General features: G+C 73.0%; 15 protein-coding genes. 10 read left to right on the top strand and 5 right to left on the bottom strand.

The genetic code is table 11. The features are described 5' to 3' along the window. Positions 1–38: 38 nt before the first annotated feature. Positions 39–620, bottom strand: coding sequence for a Uma2 family endonuclease (locus ACZ518_RS03165; protein ID WP_469111284.1), 582 nt, complete (start codon positions 618–620; stop codon positions 39–41). A 32-nt stretch (positions 621–652) separates the two neighbouring features. Continuing rightward, positions 653–1,645, bottom strand: coding sequence for an SMP-30/gluconolactonase/LRE family protein (locus tag ACZ518_RS03160; protein ID WP_469111283.1), 993 nt, complete (start codon positions 1,643–1,645; stop codon positions 653–655). A 77-nt stretch (positions 1,646–1,722) separates the two neighbouring features. Between ACZ518_RS03160 and ACZ518_RS03155 the strand changes: the two genes are divergently transcribed. The 4 genes from ACZ518_RS03155 (at position 1,723) to ACZ518_RS03140 (ending at position 5,557) form a co-directional block, all read left to right on the top strand. Next, entirely contained in the window at positions 1,723–2,160 is a 438-nt protein-coding gene (locus ACZ518_RS03155) for a MarR family winged helix-turn-helix transcriptional regulator (RefSeq protein ID WP_469111282.1), read from the top strand. A gap of 160 nt (positions 2,161–2,320) precedes the next feature. Beyond that, positions 2,321–3,472, top strand: a complete 1,152-nt coding sequence (locus ACZ518_RS03150; protein WP_469111281.1) for an alpha/beta hydrolase — start codon at positions 2,321–2,323, stop codon at positions 3,470–3,472. Between the two features lie 211 nt (positions 3,473–3,683). Next, positions 3,684–4,769, top strand: a complete 1,086-nt coding sequence (locus ACZ518_RS03145; protein WP_469111280.1) for an alpha/beta hydrolase — start codon at positions 3,684–3,686, stop codon at positions 4,767–4,769. Between the two features lie 8 nt (positions 4,770–4,777). Beyond that, complete coding sequence (locus ACZ518_RS03140) at positions 4,778–5,557, top strand: trypsin-like serine peptidase (RefSeq protein ID WP_469111279.1); 780 nt, start codon at positions 4,778–4,780, stop codon at positions 5,555–5,557. 6 nt (positions 5,558–5,563) lie between these two features. Here the strand turns inward: ACZ518_RS03140 and ACZ518_RS03135 are convergent, their stop codons facing one another. The 3 genes from ACZ518_RS03135 to ACZ518_RS03125 form a co-directional block, all read right to left on the bottom strand. After that, positions 5,564–6,514 carry an EamA family transporter gene (locus ACZ518_RS03135; RefSeq protein ID WP_469111278.1) on the bottom strand — a complete coding sequence of 317 codons (951 nt, stop codon included), beginning with the start codon at positions 6,512–6,514 and terminating at the stop codon, positions 5,564–5,566. 151 nt (positions 6,515–6,665) lie between these two features. Beyond that, positions 6,666–7,484, bottom strand: coding sequence for an isocitrate lyase/PEP mutase family protein (locus ACZ518_RS03130; RefSeq protein WP_469111277.1), 819 nt, complete (start codon positions 7,482–7,484; stop codon positions 6,666–6,668). 472 nt (positions 7,485–7,956) lie between these two features. Beyond that, positions 7,957–9,078 (bottom strand): pyridoxal-phosphate dependent enzyme, encoded by a 1,122-nt coding sequence (locus ACZ518_RS03125; protein WP_469111276.1) that lies wholly within the window; start codon positions 9,076–9,078, stop codon positions 7,957–7,959. Positions 9,079–9,308: 230 nt separating this feature from the next. Between ACZ518_RS03125 and ACZ518_RS03120 the strand changes: the two genes are divergently transcribed. From ACZ518_RS03120 to ACZ518_RS03095, 6 genes are all read left to right on the top strand, one after another. Beyond that, positions 9,309–10,883, top strand: a complete 1,575-nt coding sequence (locus ACZ518_RS03120; protein WP_469111275.1) for a S8 family peptidase — start codon at positions 9,309–9,311, stop codon at positions 10,881–10,883. Positions 10,884–11,080: 197 nt separating this feature from the next. Continuing rightward, entirely contained in the window at positions 11,081–12,241 is a 1,161-nt protein-coding gene (locus ACZ518_RS03115; RefSeq protein ID WP_469111274.1) for a DUF4190 domain-containing protein, read from the top strand. A gap of 137 nt (positions 12,242–12,378) precedes the next feature. After that, positions 12,379–13,131, top strand: a complete 753-nt coding sequence (locus tag ACZ518_RS03110) for a GntR family transcriptional regulator (RefSeq protein WP_469111273.1) — start codon at positions 12,379–12,381, stop codon at positions 13,129–13,131. 298 nt (positions 13,132–13,429) lie between these two features. Then, on the top strand, positions 13,430–13,624 hold the full coding sequence (locus tag ACZ518_RS03105; protein ID WP_125598320.1) for an SPOR domain-containing protein: 195 nt from the start codon (positions 13,430–13,432) through the stop codon (positions 13,622–13,624). A gap of 32 nt (positions 13,625–13,656) precedes the next feature. Then, positions 13,657–14,088: a (deoxy)nucleoside triphosphate pyrophosphohydrolase gene (locus ACZ518_RS03100; protein WP_469111272.1), complete on the top strand. Its 432-nt coding sequence runs from the start codon at positions 13,657–13,659 to the stop codon at positions 14,086–14,088. 204 nt (positions 14,089–14,292) lie between these two features. Beyond that, on the top strand, positions 14,293–14,721 hold the full coding sequence (locus ACZ518_RS03095) for an ATP-binding protein (RefSeq protein ID WP_469111671.1): 429 nt from the start codon (positions 14,293–14,295) through the stop codon (positions 14,719–14,721). Positions 14,722–14,768 lie beyond the last annotated feature (47 nt).

Here is a 14,768-nt window from a genome sequence, read left to right as displayed (position 1 = left end):
GTGTCCGGGGCGGCGCGAGCGGCCGCCCCGGACCCCGGTCAGCCGTTGTGGGGCGGCGTGAGCTTGCCGAGGTCCAGGCTGATCTCGAAGGGCACCGGGCGCCGGAGGGCGTTCCGGAAGATGCCGGCGGGCGCGTAGGCGCCGGTCGGCCCGTCGAGTTCGTAGACGTGGACCACGGCCGCCCCGTCCTCGTCCTCGATGCACCAGTAGTGGGGGATGCCCGCCTCCGCGTACTTGCGGAGCTTCACCGTGCGGTCCCGGTGGGCGGATTCGGGGGAGACGACCTCGATGACGAGCCGGACGTCCTCCGGGGCGAACCAGGTGCAGTCAGGGTCGTACGGGGCTGTGGTGACCACGAGGTCCGGCTCCGGACGGTTGCGGGCATCGAGGCGGATGGTCATCTCCCGGCCGATCCTGAAACCTTCCGGGGCTTGTGCCCTGAGGGTGAGCGTGAGGGCGGTGACGACCTCGCCGTGCCACCAGCGCTCGGGCGACATCATGAATACGAGGGCTCCGTCGATCAGCTCGGTGTGGCGTGGCGCTTCCGGGAGGCGGTCCAGGTCCTCCGCGAACCAGCCTTCCGCGCGCGGCGGGCGCATCCACTCGGGCAGTGCGGTCATGGCTTCACGGTAGCGGCCCGGGGCCCCGGCCGTCACAGACCCTGGACCGCGGCCACCGAGAAGGTGGTGGGGGTGCCCGTGGAGGGGGTGACCGGGCCGCCCTTGTCGAACTGGGAGCGGACCACCAGGGTGCGGCCCGGGGTGTGGGCCAGGGTGGTGGGGATCTGGAGCGACGGGTCCGTGAGGGTGCGGGTGAGGCGGGCCCGGGTGCCGTCCGGGGTGAGCTGCCAGCGCGTCAGGGTGTTGGTGATGTTGTGGGCCACCCGGAGGGTGCCGGTGGGGGAGAGCTGGAGGCCGTCGGCGGCCTTGAGGTCGCCGCCCGTCAGGGCGACCCGGCTCAGGGCGCCGGTGCGCAGGTCGACGCGGTGGAGTTCGCCCGCGGTCATGTCGACCGTCAGCAGGTAGCGGCCCTCCCGGTCGGCGGTGATGCCGTTGAGCGTGAACTGCCCGGGCGCCGGCGGGGTGACGTGCCGGCTCAGGTCGTACGCCACCGTCAGCGGGCCGGAACCGGCGCTCAGCTGCCCGGGGGTGACCCGGTAGACCACCGCGCGGACGCTGTCCGTCAGGTAGGCGGTGCCGTCCGGGGTGATGGCCAGGTCGTTGACGAAGTGGGGGACGGCGGGGTCCGCGTCGAAGTGGGCCAGGCGGGTGCCCGTCGCCGTGTCGTACACCGCCACCCCGGCCGTGGAGTCCGTGACCCACAGGCGGCCCCGCGCGTCGACGCGCAGCCCGTTCGCCGTGCGCCGGCCGTCGGTGCCGGACGGGAGGAACACCTCGGCGGTACGGGCCCCCGGGCGGGCGCGGTACACCGTGCCGTCCGCGTAGGAGCCGACGTACACCGTGCCCGTGCGGGGGTCGGCGGCTATGCCCTCCGGGTAGACCTTCGAGCCGGGGAGGGTGAACGCCGTCCCGACGGAGGAAGCGGCGGCGGCGGACGCGGGGGCGGCGGGGGCGGCCGCCGTGGTCAGGGCCGCGGCCAGGGCGACGGCCGCCGCGGTGAGGAGAACATGAGAAGGCTTGCGCATGAGTGAACCCTTCTTGATCAGCGTGTCCGCATGGTAGTTAGGGTTCTAATGCTTGGCAAGGGTCGTAGGATGCCGCAATGACCTCCATGCCTCCCGAGGAGCGCATCGGCGCGCACATCAAGCGCGCCGAGCAGGCGCTCCTCGCGGCGAAGAACACCGCATGCAAGCCGGCGGCAGTAACGGTTCCGCAGTACGCCGCCCTGCTCTGGCTCGCCGAGAAGCCGGGCATCTCGGCGGCCGGCCTCGCCCGGCTCTGCGGGGTCACGCCGCCCACCATGAACACCGTCCTGAAGAACCTCCACGAGCGCGGCCTCATCGAGCGGACCCCCCACGAGTGGCACCGCAACGTGCTGGAGACCCGGCTCACCCCGGAGGGCCGCGCCGCGATGGAGCTGGCCGACACCGGCGCCGTCCGCGTCGAGACCGCCCTCGCCGCCGCCCTCACGGAGCAGGAGCGGACGCAGCTCATCGAGCTGCTGGGGCGGTGCGCCGAGGTGCTCGACACCCTGAGGTGAGCTGCCGGAAAGCCGATGATCCGGCCGGGTTCCCGCGAGGCCCCGGAACTTCTCGCAGGATCCGCGCATCAGCAGTAGGGGGATGTCCACCCGCACTCCACCCGCACTCCACCCGCACCTGTCCCGCCAGGGGTGGGCCCGACCCTTCGGAGCGAAGTCCGTGCACGAGTACCCGCAGCAGTCGTCCGGCCATGAGCCCGAGCGGGGGCAGGGCCGCAGGAAGTCCCGGCGCGCGGTGTGGACCGGCGTGGGCGTCGCCTGCGCGCTGATCCTCGGCGGGGGCGGCTTCGCCGCCTACGAGAAGGACTGGTTCTCCGGCAACGGCGAGGCCGTCACCTTCGGCAGGCCCACCCCGCCCGCCGCCGGCGGTACGGACTCCGGCGGCGGCCCCGGCCCCGGCTCCGGCGCGCAGAAGGCGGAGCCCTCCGCGCCGCCCCGGCCCAGCGGCGACCCGGACGTGCAGCTGCCGGCCGGCCCGAGGTCCGACTTCAGGCAGACCGCCAAGCTCGACGACGGCACGGTCATCGCCAAGACCCGTTTGGCCGGAGCCAAGTCCGGGTTCGAGGGCGACGTCTGGGTCTGGACCCCCAAGGAGTACGACGACCCGAAGTACGCCAAGAGCGCCTTCCCGGTCCTCATAGCCCTCCCCGGCGGCAACGGCTTCCCCACCAACTACTGGGCCGACCGCAGCCTCGGCCTCCAGAAGGCCGTGTCCGAGGGCGTCCAGGCCGGCACCAGCCTGCCCTTCGTCCTGGTCATGCCGGTGCTGAACCCCGACGACAAGTACTACTACGACGGCGCCGACATACCCGGCCGGCCCAAGATGGGCACCTGGATCGCCGAGGACGTCCCGGACTTCGCCCGCGCCAACTTCCGTACGTACAAGTCCCGCGACGGCTGGGCCTTCATGGGCTCCTCCTCGGGCGCCTTCGTCGGCATGAAGACGCTCCTCCAGCACCCGGACAAGTTCAAGGCCGTGATCGCCAGCGGCGGCGAGATCACCCCCGACTCCCCGCTCTGGAAGGGCCACCAGGCGGAGATGGACGCCAACAACCCCGAGAAGCTCGCCGAGAAGCTGATCGCGAGCGGCGGCCCGGACGTCTACATCAACTTCCAGGTCGGCACGAAGGAGTCCGGCAAGGACCGGATGACCGCGTTCGTGCAGCAGTACGGCAAGGGCCCCGTCAAGACGACCATCCGCGACATCCAGAACGGCGAGCACAACGGCTGGCACTACGTGCGCGGCATGAAGGAGGGCTCGCTGGAGTGGGTCAGCAAGGTGCTGAAGGGCCCCGAGCCCGAGGCGGGCTGACCCGGCCCCCGTACGTTCGAAAGCCTCCCGTTCCCGCAGGCAGGACCCGTCCCCCGACCCGCCGCCGGACTCCGCCACGTGGCCCTCGCCACGTCGCCCCGGTCCCAGGCAACCCATACGGTCGTTCACACCTCTGTACAGGTGTCAAGGGGGACCAATCGGTCCGACCCGCGCCCAACCAGGGCGCCGGAGAAGGAACGGGAACGAATCCGTGCAGTATGACCACCAAGGCGACGGCGGCCCCACGACCAAGGGCGGCCGTCGCCCCCGGCGCCCGCGCAGGCGCCAGATCCTGATCGGCGGCGGACTCGCGTTCGCCCTCGCCGCCGGGGGCGGCGCGGCGTACAAGGCGGGGCTCTTCTCGGACATAGGGGATCCGGTCTCCTTCGGCAAGATCCAGGAGTCGGCCGCCGCCGAGGACATCCGCCCGGGGGTGCTGATGCCCACGGGCCCCAAGGCCGATTTCACCCGCACGAGCCGGCTGCCCGACGGCACACAGATCGCGATGACCACCGTGACCGGCGGGAAGTCCGGCTTCACGGGCGACGTATGGGTGTGGGTGCCCAAGGAGTACGACGAACCGCGCTACGCCAAGAGCGCCTTCCCCGTGCTGATCTCCCTGCCGGGCGGCCGCGGCTACCCCAAGAACTACTGGGGCACCGGTCCCGGCCTCGGGCTCCAGCAGGCCGTGATCGACGGGGTCAAGGCCGGCACCAGCCTGCCCTTCATCCTCGTCATGCCGGTGATCAACGCGGACACCAAGCACCACTTCGACGGATCGGACATCCCCGGCCAGCCGAAGATGGGCACCTGGATGGCCGATGACATCCCGGATTTCACGAAGGCCAATTTCCGCACCTTCACCTCCCGCGACGGCTGGGCCTTCATGGGCTCCTCCTCGGGCGGGTTCGGCGCCTTGAAGCACGTCCTGAAGTACCCCGAGCGTTTCAAGGCGGTCATCGCCAGCGGCGTCGACATCGTGCCCGACTCCCCGCTGTGGAAGGGGAACCGGCAGGCCATGGAAGAGAACAACCCCGAGAAGCTCGCCGAGAAGCTGATCGAGGAGGGTGGTCCGGAGGTCTGGATCAACTTCCAGATCGGCACCAAGGAGAGCGGCCGGGACCTGGCCGAGCGGTTCATGCGCGAGTACGGCAGGGGCCCCGTGCACACCCGGCTGCAGGTGATCCAGGATGGTGAGCACAACGGGAAGTCGTACGTACGCGGAATGAGGGAGGGCTCCCTGGAGTGGATCAGCAAGGTGATGCAGGGACCGACACCCGATCCCGCCGTGCGATGAGCCCTGCGGTGAAGGGGGCCACCGCGGCCGCCGCCGCGGGGATCGCGATGGTGTGCGCCGTCGCGTTCCTCAAGGCGCCCGGCGACCGCCCGGTGCACCCCTTCCCCACCGTCGGCGTGCTCATGGCGAACGGGGAGCACTGGTGCACGGCGAGCGTGGTCGACAGCCCCAAGGGCAACGTCGTCGCGACCGCCGCGCACTGCGTCGCCCCGGCGGGCGAGGACGGCGTGCCCGGCGAGGTCGCCCACGACGGCCTCGCCATCGGCGAGCTCTCCTTCGCGCCCGCCTTCTCCGGGGAGGGCTCCGGCACCCAGCCCCTCGGCGTGTGGAAGGTCCGCTCGATCCACGTCGACGAGCGCTGGACGAAGTGGGGCGACGACACCGCCGACTTCGCCTTCCTCACCATCGAGCCCGACGAGGACGGCCGCAGCGTGCAGGACGCCGTCGGCGGCAAGAGCGAGGCGCCCGCGCCCGACTGGACCTCCGGGTACGAGCGCGAGGTCACCGTCGTCGGCTACCCGGAGTCCGAGCACAACCCGCAGAACAAGCCCGTGTCCTGCACCACCCAGACCCGCCACGACCTCGACGACCCCGACATGCTGTACATCAGCTGCTCGGGCTTCTGGACCGGAACCAGCGGCAGCCCCTGGATCGCCGACCGCGGCGGCACGGGGCAGCCGGGCCGGCTGATCGGGGTGCTCAGCGGCGGGGACACGGACGTGGACTCCACGGCCGCGCTGTACGACGAGAAGGCCAAGGCCCTGTACGAGCGGGCCGCCGAGGGCTGAGCGGAGCTACTTCTTCCGGCGTTCCGTGCTGACGATCACGCCGACCGCCGCCACCACGATCGCGCCGCCGAGCACGATCGGCAGGGTCAGCGGCTCGTCCAGGATCAGCGCGCCCAGCGCGACGGCCACCACCGGATTGACGTACGCGTACGTGGCCACCAGCGACAGCGGCGCCGCCTGGAGCAGCCACGCGTACGCGGTGAAACCGACGACCGACCCGATCAGCACCAGGTAGCCCAGGGCCACCCACGAGGAGGTGGAGAAGGCCCCGACGTCCAGGCCGTGGTGCTCCCCGCGCAGCAGCCCCACCACCACACCGGCGGCCCCGCCGGCCAGCATCTGGTACGCGGAGCCGGTGAAGGGGTTGGCCGGCATCGGCAGCCGCCCGGCCGAGAACGAGCCCAGCGACCACAGCAGCGCGGCGCCCACCACCAGCAGCACCCCGCCCAGGTGGACGTCCCCGCTCAGCCCCGGACTGGTCAGCACCGCCAGCCCGGCGAGGCCCACCAGCACCCCGGCCAGGGTGCGCAGCGGCGGCCGGTCCCCGGTGGCCGCCCGCAGCACCACCACCCACATCGGCACCGACGCGACCAGCAGCGCGGCCAGCCCGGACGGGATGGAGGTCTCGGCTAGCACCACCAGGCCGTTGCCGCCCAGGATCAGCAGCAGGCCGACCAGCACCAGCGACCGGGCCTGCGCGGCCGTGATCCTGAGCGCGGCCGGCCCGTACCGCCAGGCGACGATGCCGGCCAGCACCAGGCCGGCGGTGATGAAGCGGGCCCCGGCGGACAGGAAGGGCGGCATGGTCTGGACGACGATCCGGATGCCGAGGTAGGTCGAGCCCCAGACCACGTACACGAGCGCGAGCGCGAACCACACCGCTCCGGTGGTCCTGCGGCGGGGAGTGTCCGCGGCCGTGCCCGTGCCTGCGTCGTCTATCGGAGTCGAGGTGCCCATGGCCGGATCCTACGGTCGGTGCCGCATGCACGCTTCTCGATATCCCCTCTTTACGCGGTCCTCGCGCGACTCGGCCGTGGCCGGCCTCCCCGGCTTCGGGCCCGCTGCGCCGGACTCCGTCCGTCGGCTCCAGGGCGGGCTTCTCGCTATCTCAGCCCTTGAGCAGGGCGTTCAGCTCGCCGTAGGGCAGGGCCCCGGCGAGGGAGCCGTACGTGCCGCCGGCCAGCAGTTCCTCGGTGGCGCGGCGGACCACGGCGTACGCGGCCTCCGCCACCCAGGAGCCGAGGCTGACGCGGGCCGCGCCGAGGGCGCCGAGCTCGGCGACGGAGGGGGCGTCCGGGCCGACGAGGACGTTGAGCGGGGCGTCGATGCCCTTGGCGAGCTCGGCGACGGTGGCCGGGTCGGTGACGCCGGGCACGAATACGCCGGTGGCGCCGGCGGCGAGGTAGGCGGCGGCGCGGGACAGGGTCTCGTCGAGGCGGGTGGAGCTCTCGCCGAGGCCGAAGAGGTACGTGTCCACCCGGGCGTTGATGTACAGCGGCACCCCGGCCGCGTCGGCCGCGGCGCGGGCCGCGGCGAGGCGCTCCGCGTGCTCGGCGGGGGCGCGGTGGCCGTCCTCGATGTTGATGCCGACCGCCCCGGCGGCCAGCACCCCGGCGACGGTCTCCCCGACCCCGGCGGCGTCGGCCGCGAACCCGCCCTCGATGTCGGCGGTGACGGGCACGGAGACGGCCGAGGCCACCCGGGCGATCAGCTCCAGCGCGCGCTCCCGCGCGAGCGCGTCCCCGTCGGGCGCCCCGAGCGACCAGGCGACCCCGGCACTGGTGGTGGCGACGGCCGCCGCCCCGGCGGCCTCGACGAGCCGGGCACTGGCGACGTCCCAGGCGTTGGCGAGGGCGAGGGGGGCGGCGGGGGTGTGCAGCGCGGTGAAGGCGGTGGCCTGGGCGGCGCGGTCAAGGTTGGTGGTCATGGCCCCAGTTGACCAGACTCCGCCCTCGCCCGGCTGGCGATTTTCCGACGCCTACCGCTGCCCTGGCCGGGCGGTGTACGGGTCCCCGGGCGGGGCGCTGCGCGGGGCCGGTTCCCCCACCCGCCCTTCGCCCGTTCCCCGGGGCTGCGCCCCGGACCCCTTCCTGGGGGCTCCGCCCCCAAACCCTCCCCCAGCTACCGCTGGGAGGTGCCCCCAGCGCCTCAAACGCCGGCGGGGCTGGATCTGCCGGCCCGGGCCGGCAGATCCAGCCCCGCCGGCGTTTGAGGCGCGGGCGCGGTAGCGCCGTGCAGTGAGCCGCGCCCGGCGACCGAGGGCGAGAACGGTTGAAGGGCGGGGAGGGGCCAGGCCCGCGCAGCGGCACAGCAGCCGCACCCGACCCACCGGCCCCAGCCCGCCAAGCGGCCCCGCCCCGCGTCCGCATCCGCCGGACGGAGCCCGGCGCGGCGGCGCGTTAAGAAGGGGCCGGCGCCAGGCCCGACTTGGCGCCCGCTCCGCACAAGGGGAGGACCGCCGTGCGCCCCCGGAGGGGGTCGCCGGGGGCGGTGGGGGAGACCGCCGCCCAGCAGGCCGCCGCCGTCGGCTCCACGAACAGGCCGCGCCGCGCCAGGTCCCGCTGCGCCTCGCGCAGCCGGTCGTCCGGGACCGTCAGGAACGTGCCGCCGGACTTGCGGACCGCCGCCAGGATCTGCCGGGCCCGCGGCGGGGCCGGGATCGCGATGCCCTCCGCCGCCGTCGGCAGCTGCGGCACCGCCGCGGCGTCCTCCGCGCCCGCCGCGAAGGCGGCCGCCAGCGGGGACACCGCCTCCGCCTGCACTCCGATCAGCGCGGGCGGCCGTACCCCGCGCCGGGCCAGCTCCTCCACCGCCAGCGCCGCGCCCAGCAGCAGGGTGCCGTTGCCCACCGGCACGACCAGCGCCTCCGGGAGCCGCCCGCCGAGGGCCTCCCAGATCTCGTACGCGTACGTCTTGGTGCCGTGCAGGAAGTACGGGTTGAAGACGTGGCTGGCGTAGAAGACCCCCGGCTCGTCCGCCGCCGCCCGCGCGGCCCGCGCCGTGGCCTCGCGGCCGCCCGCGATGAAGCGTACGGCCGCCCCGTGGGCCCGCATCTGCTCCGTCTTCTTCTCCGAGGTGCCCTCCGGCACGAAAACTTCACAACTCAGCCCGGCCCGCGCGCAGTACGCCGCCACGGAGGTCCCCGCGTTGCCGCTGCTGTCGGCGATCACCCGCTCCGGGGCCAGCCGCCGTGCCAGTTCGGCGAGCATGACCGCGCCCCGGTCCTTGAAGGACAGCGTCGGCATCAGGAAGTCGAGCTTGGCGTGAATCCGCTCCGCCAGCGGCACCAGCGGGGTGTGCCCCTCCGAGAGCGAGACCGAGAACGCCCCCGGCAGCGGCAGTGCGGGCGCGTACCGCCACAGCGAGTGGGGTCCCGCCGCCGGTTCGAGGGGGATGGCCGGATCGGGTGTGAAGTCGAGGTCCCAGGGGCCGCCGCACAGGGGGCAGCACCACGGCGCGGTCCGCACGTCCGCGTGCGTGCCGTCCTCGGGGCAGACGTAACCAGGAAGTGCGTGCGTCATGTGCGGAGCGCCTTTGCTCGTTCATGGCCGTTGTATGGCACGGATGTTACGCGTCCGTTGTGCTCCTCCGTGGCTCTTGTGGGACGGCGCGGGGTGGGTCAACCTTTCGGGGACGGCGGCCCGTTGGGGCGGAAAGCGTTGTCATGGACATGGCTAAAGCGAGTTCTTCCGCGTGTCCTCGCACCGCCGCTCGGCAGCCGCAGCCCACCCTTAAGAGGAGGACCCCCCACATGTCCGTGATGCGTCACACCCGCCGGAGGATCGCCGGCGTCAGCGCGACCGCCGTCGTGGCCCTCGCGCTCGGCGCGGCCGCCGCCTTGCCGGCCTCCGCGGCCGACGGCGGCCCGCAGGGCGTCATCGAGAACGCCGGCGTCGCCGGGGCCGTACCCGGCAGCTACATCGTGACCCTGAAGGACTCCGCCGCCCGCTCCACCGCGGACAGCGGCAAGGCCGTCGCCAAGCGGTACGGCGCGAGGATCGACCGGACCTACAGCGCGGCCCTCAACGGCTACTCCGTCGAGGTCTCCGAGGCGCAGGCCCGCAAGCTCGCCGCCGACCCGGCGGTGCGGTCCGTCGTGCAGAACCGCACCTTCACCGTCGACGCCACCCAGCCCAGCCCGCCGTCCTGGGGCCTGGACCGCATCGACCAGCGGGCCCTCCCGCTCGACCAGAGCTACACCTACCCGGACAAGGCCGGCGAGGGCGTCACCGCGTACATCATCGACACCGGTGTCCGCATCACCCACCAGGACTTCGGCGGCCGCGCCTCCTACGGCTACGACGCCGTCGACAACGACAACACCGCCCAGGACGGCCACGGCCACGGCACGCACGTCGCCGGCACCGTCGCGGGCGGCGCGTACGGCGTGGCCAAGAAGGCGAAGATCGTCGGCGTCCGGGTGCTCGACAACAACGGCTCCGGTACGACGGCCCAGGTGGTCGCCGGCATCGACTGGGTCACCCGCAACGCCGTCAAGCCGGCCGTGGCCAACATGTCGCTCGGCGGCGGCGCGGACTCCGCGCTCGACACCGCCGTACGCAACTCCATAGCCGCCGGCATCACCTACGGCGTCGCGGCCGGCAACGAGTCCACGGACGCCTCCACCAAGTCCCCGGCGCGCGTCGCCGAGGCCATCACCGTCGGCTCGACCACCAACACCGACGCGAAGTCCAGCTTCTCCAACTACGGCTCCATCCTGGACATCTTCGCGCCGGGGTCCAACATCACCTCGTCCTGGGGCACCGGGGACACCGCGACGAACACCATCTCGGGCACCTCGATGGCCACCCCGCACGTCGTCGGCGCCGCGGCCCTCTACCTCTCGCAGAACCCGGCGAGCACCCCGGCGCAGGTCCGCGACGGCCTGGTGGCGGCGGCCACCCCGAACGTGGTGACCAGCCCCGGCACCGGGTCCCCCAACCGCCTGCTGAACGTGGGCGCGAGCACCACGCCGCCGAACCCGGGCACCAAGTTCGAGAACACCGCCGACTACGCGATCAACGACAACGCCACCGTCGAGTCGCCGGTCACCGTCAGCGGGATCTCCGGCAACGCCCCGGCCGCGCTGAGCGTCTCGGTCGACATCAAGCACACCTACATCGGTGACCTGAAGGTCGACCTCGTCGCCCCCGACGGCACGGTCTACAACCTGCACAACCGCAGCGGCGGCAGCGCCGACAACATCATCCGCTCCTACACGGTCAACGCCTCGTCCGAGGTGGCCAACGGGGTGTGGAAGCTGCGGGTGAACGACAACGCCAACGTCGACACCGGGAAGATCGACTCCTGGGCGCTGCAGTTCTGAGCCGGGCGGTTCTGACGCCGGGCGGTTCCGGCGCCGGGCACCGCACTGAGGTCCTCAGCCCGGGCGACCGGGCGGCGAGGGGCGCGATAACAGGCTGGATCGCGCGATGAACGCGGGGGTGACCGACTGCTCGGTCGCCCCCGCTGCGTACTATTTCGCGCATTCGTTCGCGCCGCCCCTGATGGAGCACTCACCCGGTGAGCACCCCGCCCCCGCAACATCCCCCCGCCGGCCCGGGCCACGCGTGGCCCCCGCCGTCGCCGCCGGTGTGGGGGCCGCCGCCCGCGTACGGGCACCCGCCCGCGCTCAACGGATTCGCGCTGGCCTCCCTGCTGGTCGGGCTGCTGTGCTTCCCGCCGCTCGGGATCGTCTTCGGCGTCGTGGCGCTGGTGCAGATCGCGCGCAAGGGGGAGCGGGGCCGCGCCCTCGCCGTCGTGGGTCTGGTGGTCTCGCTGCTGACGACCGCGGTCCTGGTCACCGGTGTCACCCGGTACGCGGAGTACTTCGCCGGCGGGCTGGGCGGAGCGCCGGCGCCGGAGGAGGTCGAGGGCCAGCTGACGGGGATGGACGAGCTGCGCGTGGGCGACTGCTTCAACGTCCCCGGCGGCGACCTGCTGGACGAGACCCGCTTCACCTACCGGGTCGGCTGCGACCGGGTGCACGACGCCGAGGTGACCTCCACGACGCAGCTCGGGCCGGGCGCCTATCCCAGCAAGGGGTGGCTGAAGGAGAACGCCACGGACACCTGCTGGAAGGCGCAGGACGCGTACGCGATGGACTCGTGGGCGCTGCCCGGGTACGCGGAGATGTTCTACTTCACCCCCTCGCCGGACAGCTGGCAGAGCGGCGACCGGCGGCTCCTGTGCCTCATCGGCACGTCGACGGAGGACCACAAGGGCAGTCTGCGCAAGGATGCGGGGATGCTGACGCCGGATCAGGTGACCCTGCTGAGCGCGCTGAACACGGTGGACCAGGCGCTGGGGCGCGCCCCCGCCCGGGACCTCGACGAGGCGCTGCCCGAGTACCAGAAGTGGGCGCGGGGCGTGGACGAGGCGCTGGCGGCGCAGGAGCGGATGCTCCAGGGCGCCACCTCGGGCCAGGGCACGGGCCCGGCGGCGGGCGCCCGGCTCAGGGAGGTCGCGGCGGCGCGCAAGGAGTGGCAGCGGGCGGCCCGGGCGACGCGGCCGGCCGACTTCCAGCGGGCTTGGGACGCGGGGCTGGAGGCGCTGTCGGTGGACACGGAGAAGACGCTGCGCGGGTCGTACGGGCTCTCGACGCGGGTTCCGGAGTGGCTGGAGCCGGGTCCGGACGGGTCGGGGCCCGGGTCCGGGCGGGGGCCTTCGTCGGAGTCCGTCTGAGGTTCTGTGGGTAACGCGCGGTAAGGGGTTTGAGTGACCTGGGTTCATCACATCGAGTGAAACTCTGGCCCGTGCTTGCGCTGCTCAACCGTCGGTTGCCAGGGTGTAGCTGTCTGTCAACCTGATGGGAGTGGCTCGTGACTTTCGGTGAGCAGCCGGCCTATCTCCGCGTCGCCGGGGATCTGCGACGGAAGATCGTCGATGGCTCCCTGCCCCCGCACGCCCGGCTCCCTTCCCAGGCCCGGATCCGCGAGGAGTACGGGGTCTCCGACACCGTGGCGCTGGAGGCGCGCAAGGTCCTCATGGCCGAGGGGCTGGTGGAGGGCCGCTCCGGGTCCGGCACGTACGTGCGCGAGCAGCCCGTGCCCCGTCGGGTCGCCCGCTCCGGCTACCGCTCGGCCGGGGCGTCGACGCCGTTCCGCCAGGAGCAGGCGGAGGCGGGCGCGCGCGGCACGTGGGAGTCCAACAGCGAGCAGACGGCCGCGCCGGACCGGATCGCGGAGCGCCTCGGCATCGAGCCGGGGGACCGGGTCATGCGTACCCGGTACGTCTTCCGCGACGCGGGGGAGGCCATGATGCTCTCCACCTCCTGGGAGCCCCTGGCCGTGACCGGCCGGACCCCGGTGATGCTGCCGGAGGAGGGGCCCCTGGGCGGCTCGGGGGTGGTGGACCGGATGGCCGCCATCGACGTGGTCGTGGACAACGTGGTCGAGGAGGTCGGGGCCCGGCCGGGCCTGGCCGAGGAGATCATGTCGCTGGGCGGGGTCCCGGGGCACGTGGTGCTGGTGGTGAGCCGTACGTACTACGCGTCGGGCCGCGCCGTGGAGACCGCGGACGTGGTCGTGCCGGCGGACCGCTACCGCCTCTCGTACCACCTGCCTGTCCGGTAACAGGGCACGCGCGGGGTTTTCGGCCGTTTCGCAAGGGTCCGGGGCGCGCCCCGGACCCTTGTTCGACTCGACTCCGTACGGCGCGGCGGGCGCTCCCACGTCGCCCGCCCGCCGGTGCGCTCCGTGCGCCGGGTCCGGACCGGCGTACACGGCCCGCCCGTACGCCTGGCCGGATGCGTACGCCCCCCAGGTACCTCTTCGTGAAAAACCGTATCCGCTCAGTAAAGGTCGGGCGTAAGCTCAGGCATATGCGCAATGCGGTTTCCTGGGCAGGTACAGCGGCGGAGGGTGAAGCGCGATGACCGACAGCGGTGCCCTGCTTCCATGGCTGGTCATACGTCAGGACGACAACGGCAACCGCTACCGGGTGGGGCGCTACCCCACCCGGGCCGAGGCCCAGAAGGTCGTCGACAGCCTCGACGACCGGGGACACAAGCAGCTCTACTGGGTCGAGCGGATCGGACAGGAAAGCCAGACCGCCACCACCAACTGAATCGGCTGAGGGCACTGGCATAGGCTCCGTCCATGACTGTACGAGTGGTCGTGGGCGGAGCCCTTTGTCATGACGGGCGCCTGCTGGCCGCCCGGCGCAGCGCGCCGCCCGAGCTGGCCGGCCGGTGGGAGTTCCCGGGCGGCAAGACCGAGCCGGGCGAGACCGTGCCCGAGGCGCTGGTGCGCGAACTGCGCGAGGAGCTCGGCGTGGAGACCGAGGCGCTGGAGCGGATCCCGGGGGAGTGGCCGCTGAAGCCCGGCCTGGTCCTGCACGTGTGGACCGCCCGGCTGGTCTCGGGGGAGCCCGAGCCGCTGGAGGACCACGACGAGCTGCGCTGGCTCGCCCCGCACGAGCTGGACTCGGTGGACTGGCTCGACCAGGACCGGCCCTTCGTCGAGGAGGCCGGCCGCCGGCTGCGCGCCGGAGCGGACGCGGAGCGGGAGGCCGGGCGGACCGCGGGATAGGCGGCGGGGCGGGCGCCGCGTCGCACGGCGGGGCGCACCGGGGCGCGTGACGCTCCCGCTCTAGGCCGTCTGCGCCACAGTGCGCCGGTGCGTGGGGGATCGGGTGGTACGGCGCCCCGAATATCGGGTATGTCGCTATTAGTCCCTAATCTCCTCCCCCTTTCGTCCCGACGAACCTGACTGGGGTCGCTGGTGGCCCGGGAAGTGATCGGCGTGATCGACACAGACGGTGAATGCGCCGAGTGGGCCTTCCCCGCCGAGCCCGGTGCCGTCCGCACCGCACGCCACGCCGTGCGCGGCACCCTCCGCTCCTGGGGCCTGGAATCCGTCGGCGATGTGACCGTCCTGCTGGTCAGCGAGCTGGTCACCAACTCCCTGCGCTACGCCTCCGGCCCCATCGGGGTCCGCCTGGTACGGCGCAATCCGGCCGCGCCGGACCTGGCCGGCGGCCCGGCCCTGCTCGTGGAGGTCTCCGATCCGCTTCCGGATCCGCCCCGCGAGCGGATCGCGAACCCCGACGACGAGGGCGGGCGCGGGCTGCACCTCGTCGCCGTCTCCGCGCGCCGCTGGGGGACCCGGCACGGGAAGACGGGGAAAACCGTGTGGTTCGAGTTGGCTCTTCCTGGTGAGTAACAAGGAGAAGGGCGGCAGTGGGTCTCCCGGGCGGCGTCTGGGGAGAC

It is taken from the genome of Streptomyces sp. NPDC033966 (assembly GCF_055575955.1).
The sequence above is the reverse complement of the archived record's forward strand: the minus strand, read 5'-3'. Positions and strand labels throughout refer to the sequence as shown.

Excerpts from the sequence above, each read along its gene's own strand:
- ACZ518_RS03165 (WP_469111284.1), bottom strand. The coding sequence starts at position 620 with ATGACCGCACTGCCCGAGTGGATGCGCCCGCCGCGCGCGGAAGGCTGG.
- ACZ518_RS03160 (WP_469111283.1), bottom strand. The coding sequence starts at position 1,645 with ATGCGCAAGCCTTCTCATGTTCTCCTCACCGCGGCGGCCGTCGCCCTG.
- ACZ518_RS03155 (WP_469111282.1), top strand. The coding sequence starts at position 1,723 with ATGACCTCCATGCCTCCCGAGGAGCGCATCGGCGCGCACATCAAGCGC.
- ACZ518_RS03135 (WP_469111278.1), bottom strand. The coding sequence starts at position 6,514 with ATGGGCACCTCGACTCCGATAGACGACGCAGGCACGGGCACGGCCGCG.
- ACZ518_RS03130 (WP_469111277.1), bottom strand. The coding sequence starts at position 7,484 with ATGACCACCAACCTTGACCGCGCCGCCCAGGCCACCGCCTTCACCGCG.
- ACZ518_RS03125 (WP_469111276.1), bottom strand. The coding sequence starts at position 9,078 with ATGACGCACGCACTTCCTGGTTACGTCTGCCCCGAGGACGGCACGCAC.
- ACZ518_RS03120 (WP_469111275.1), top strand. The coding sequence starts at position 9,309 with ATGTCCGTGATGCGTCACACCCGCCGGAGGATCGCCGGCGTCAGCGCG.
- ACZ518_RS03105 (WP_125598320.1), top strand. The coding sequence starts at position 13,430 with ATGACCGACAGCGGTGCCCTGCTTCCATGGCTGGTCATACGTCAGGAC.
- ACZ518_RS03100 (WP_469111272.1), top strand. The coding sequence starts at position 13,657 with ATGACTGTACGAGTGGTCGTGGGCGGAGCCCTTTGTCATGACGGGCGC.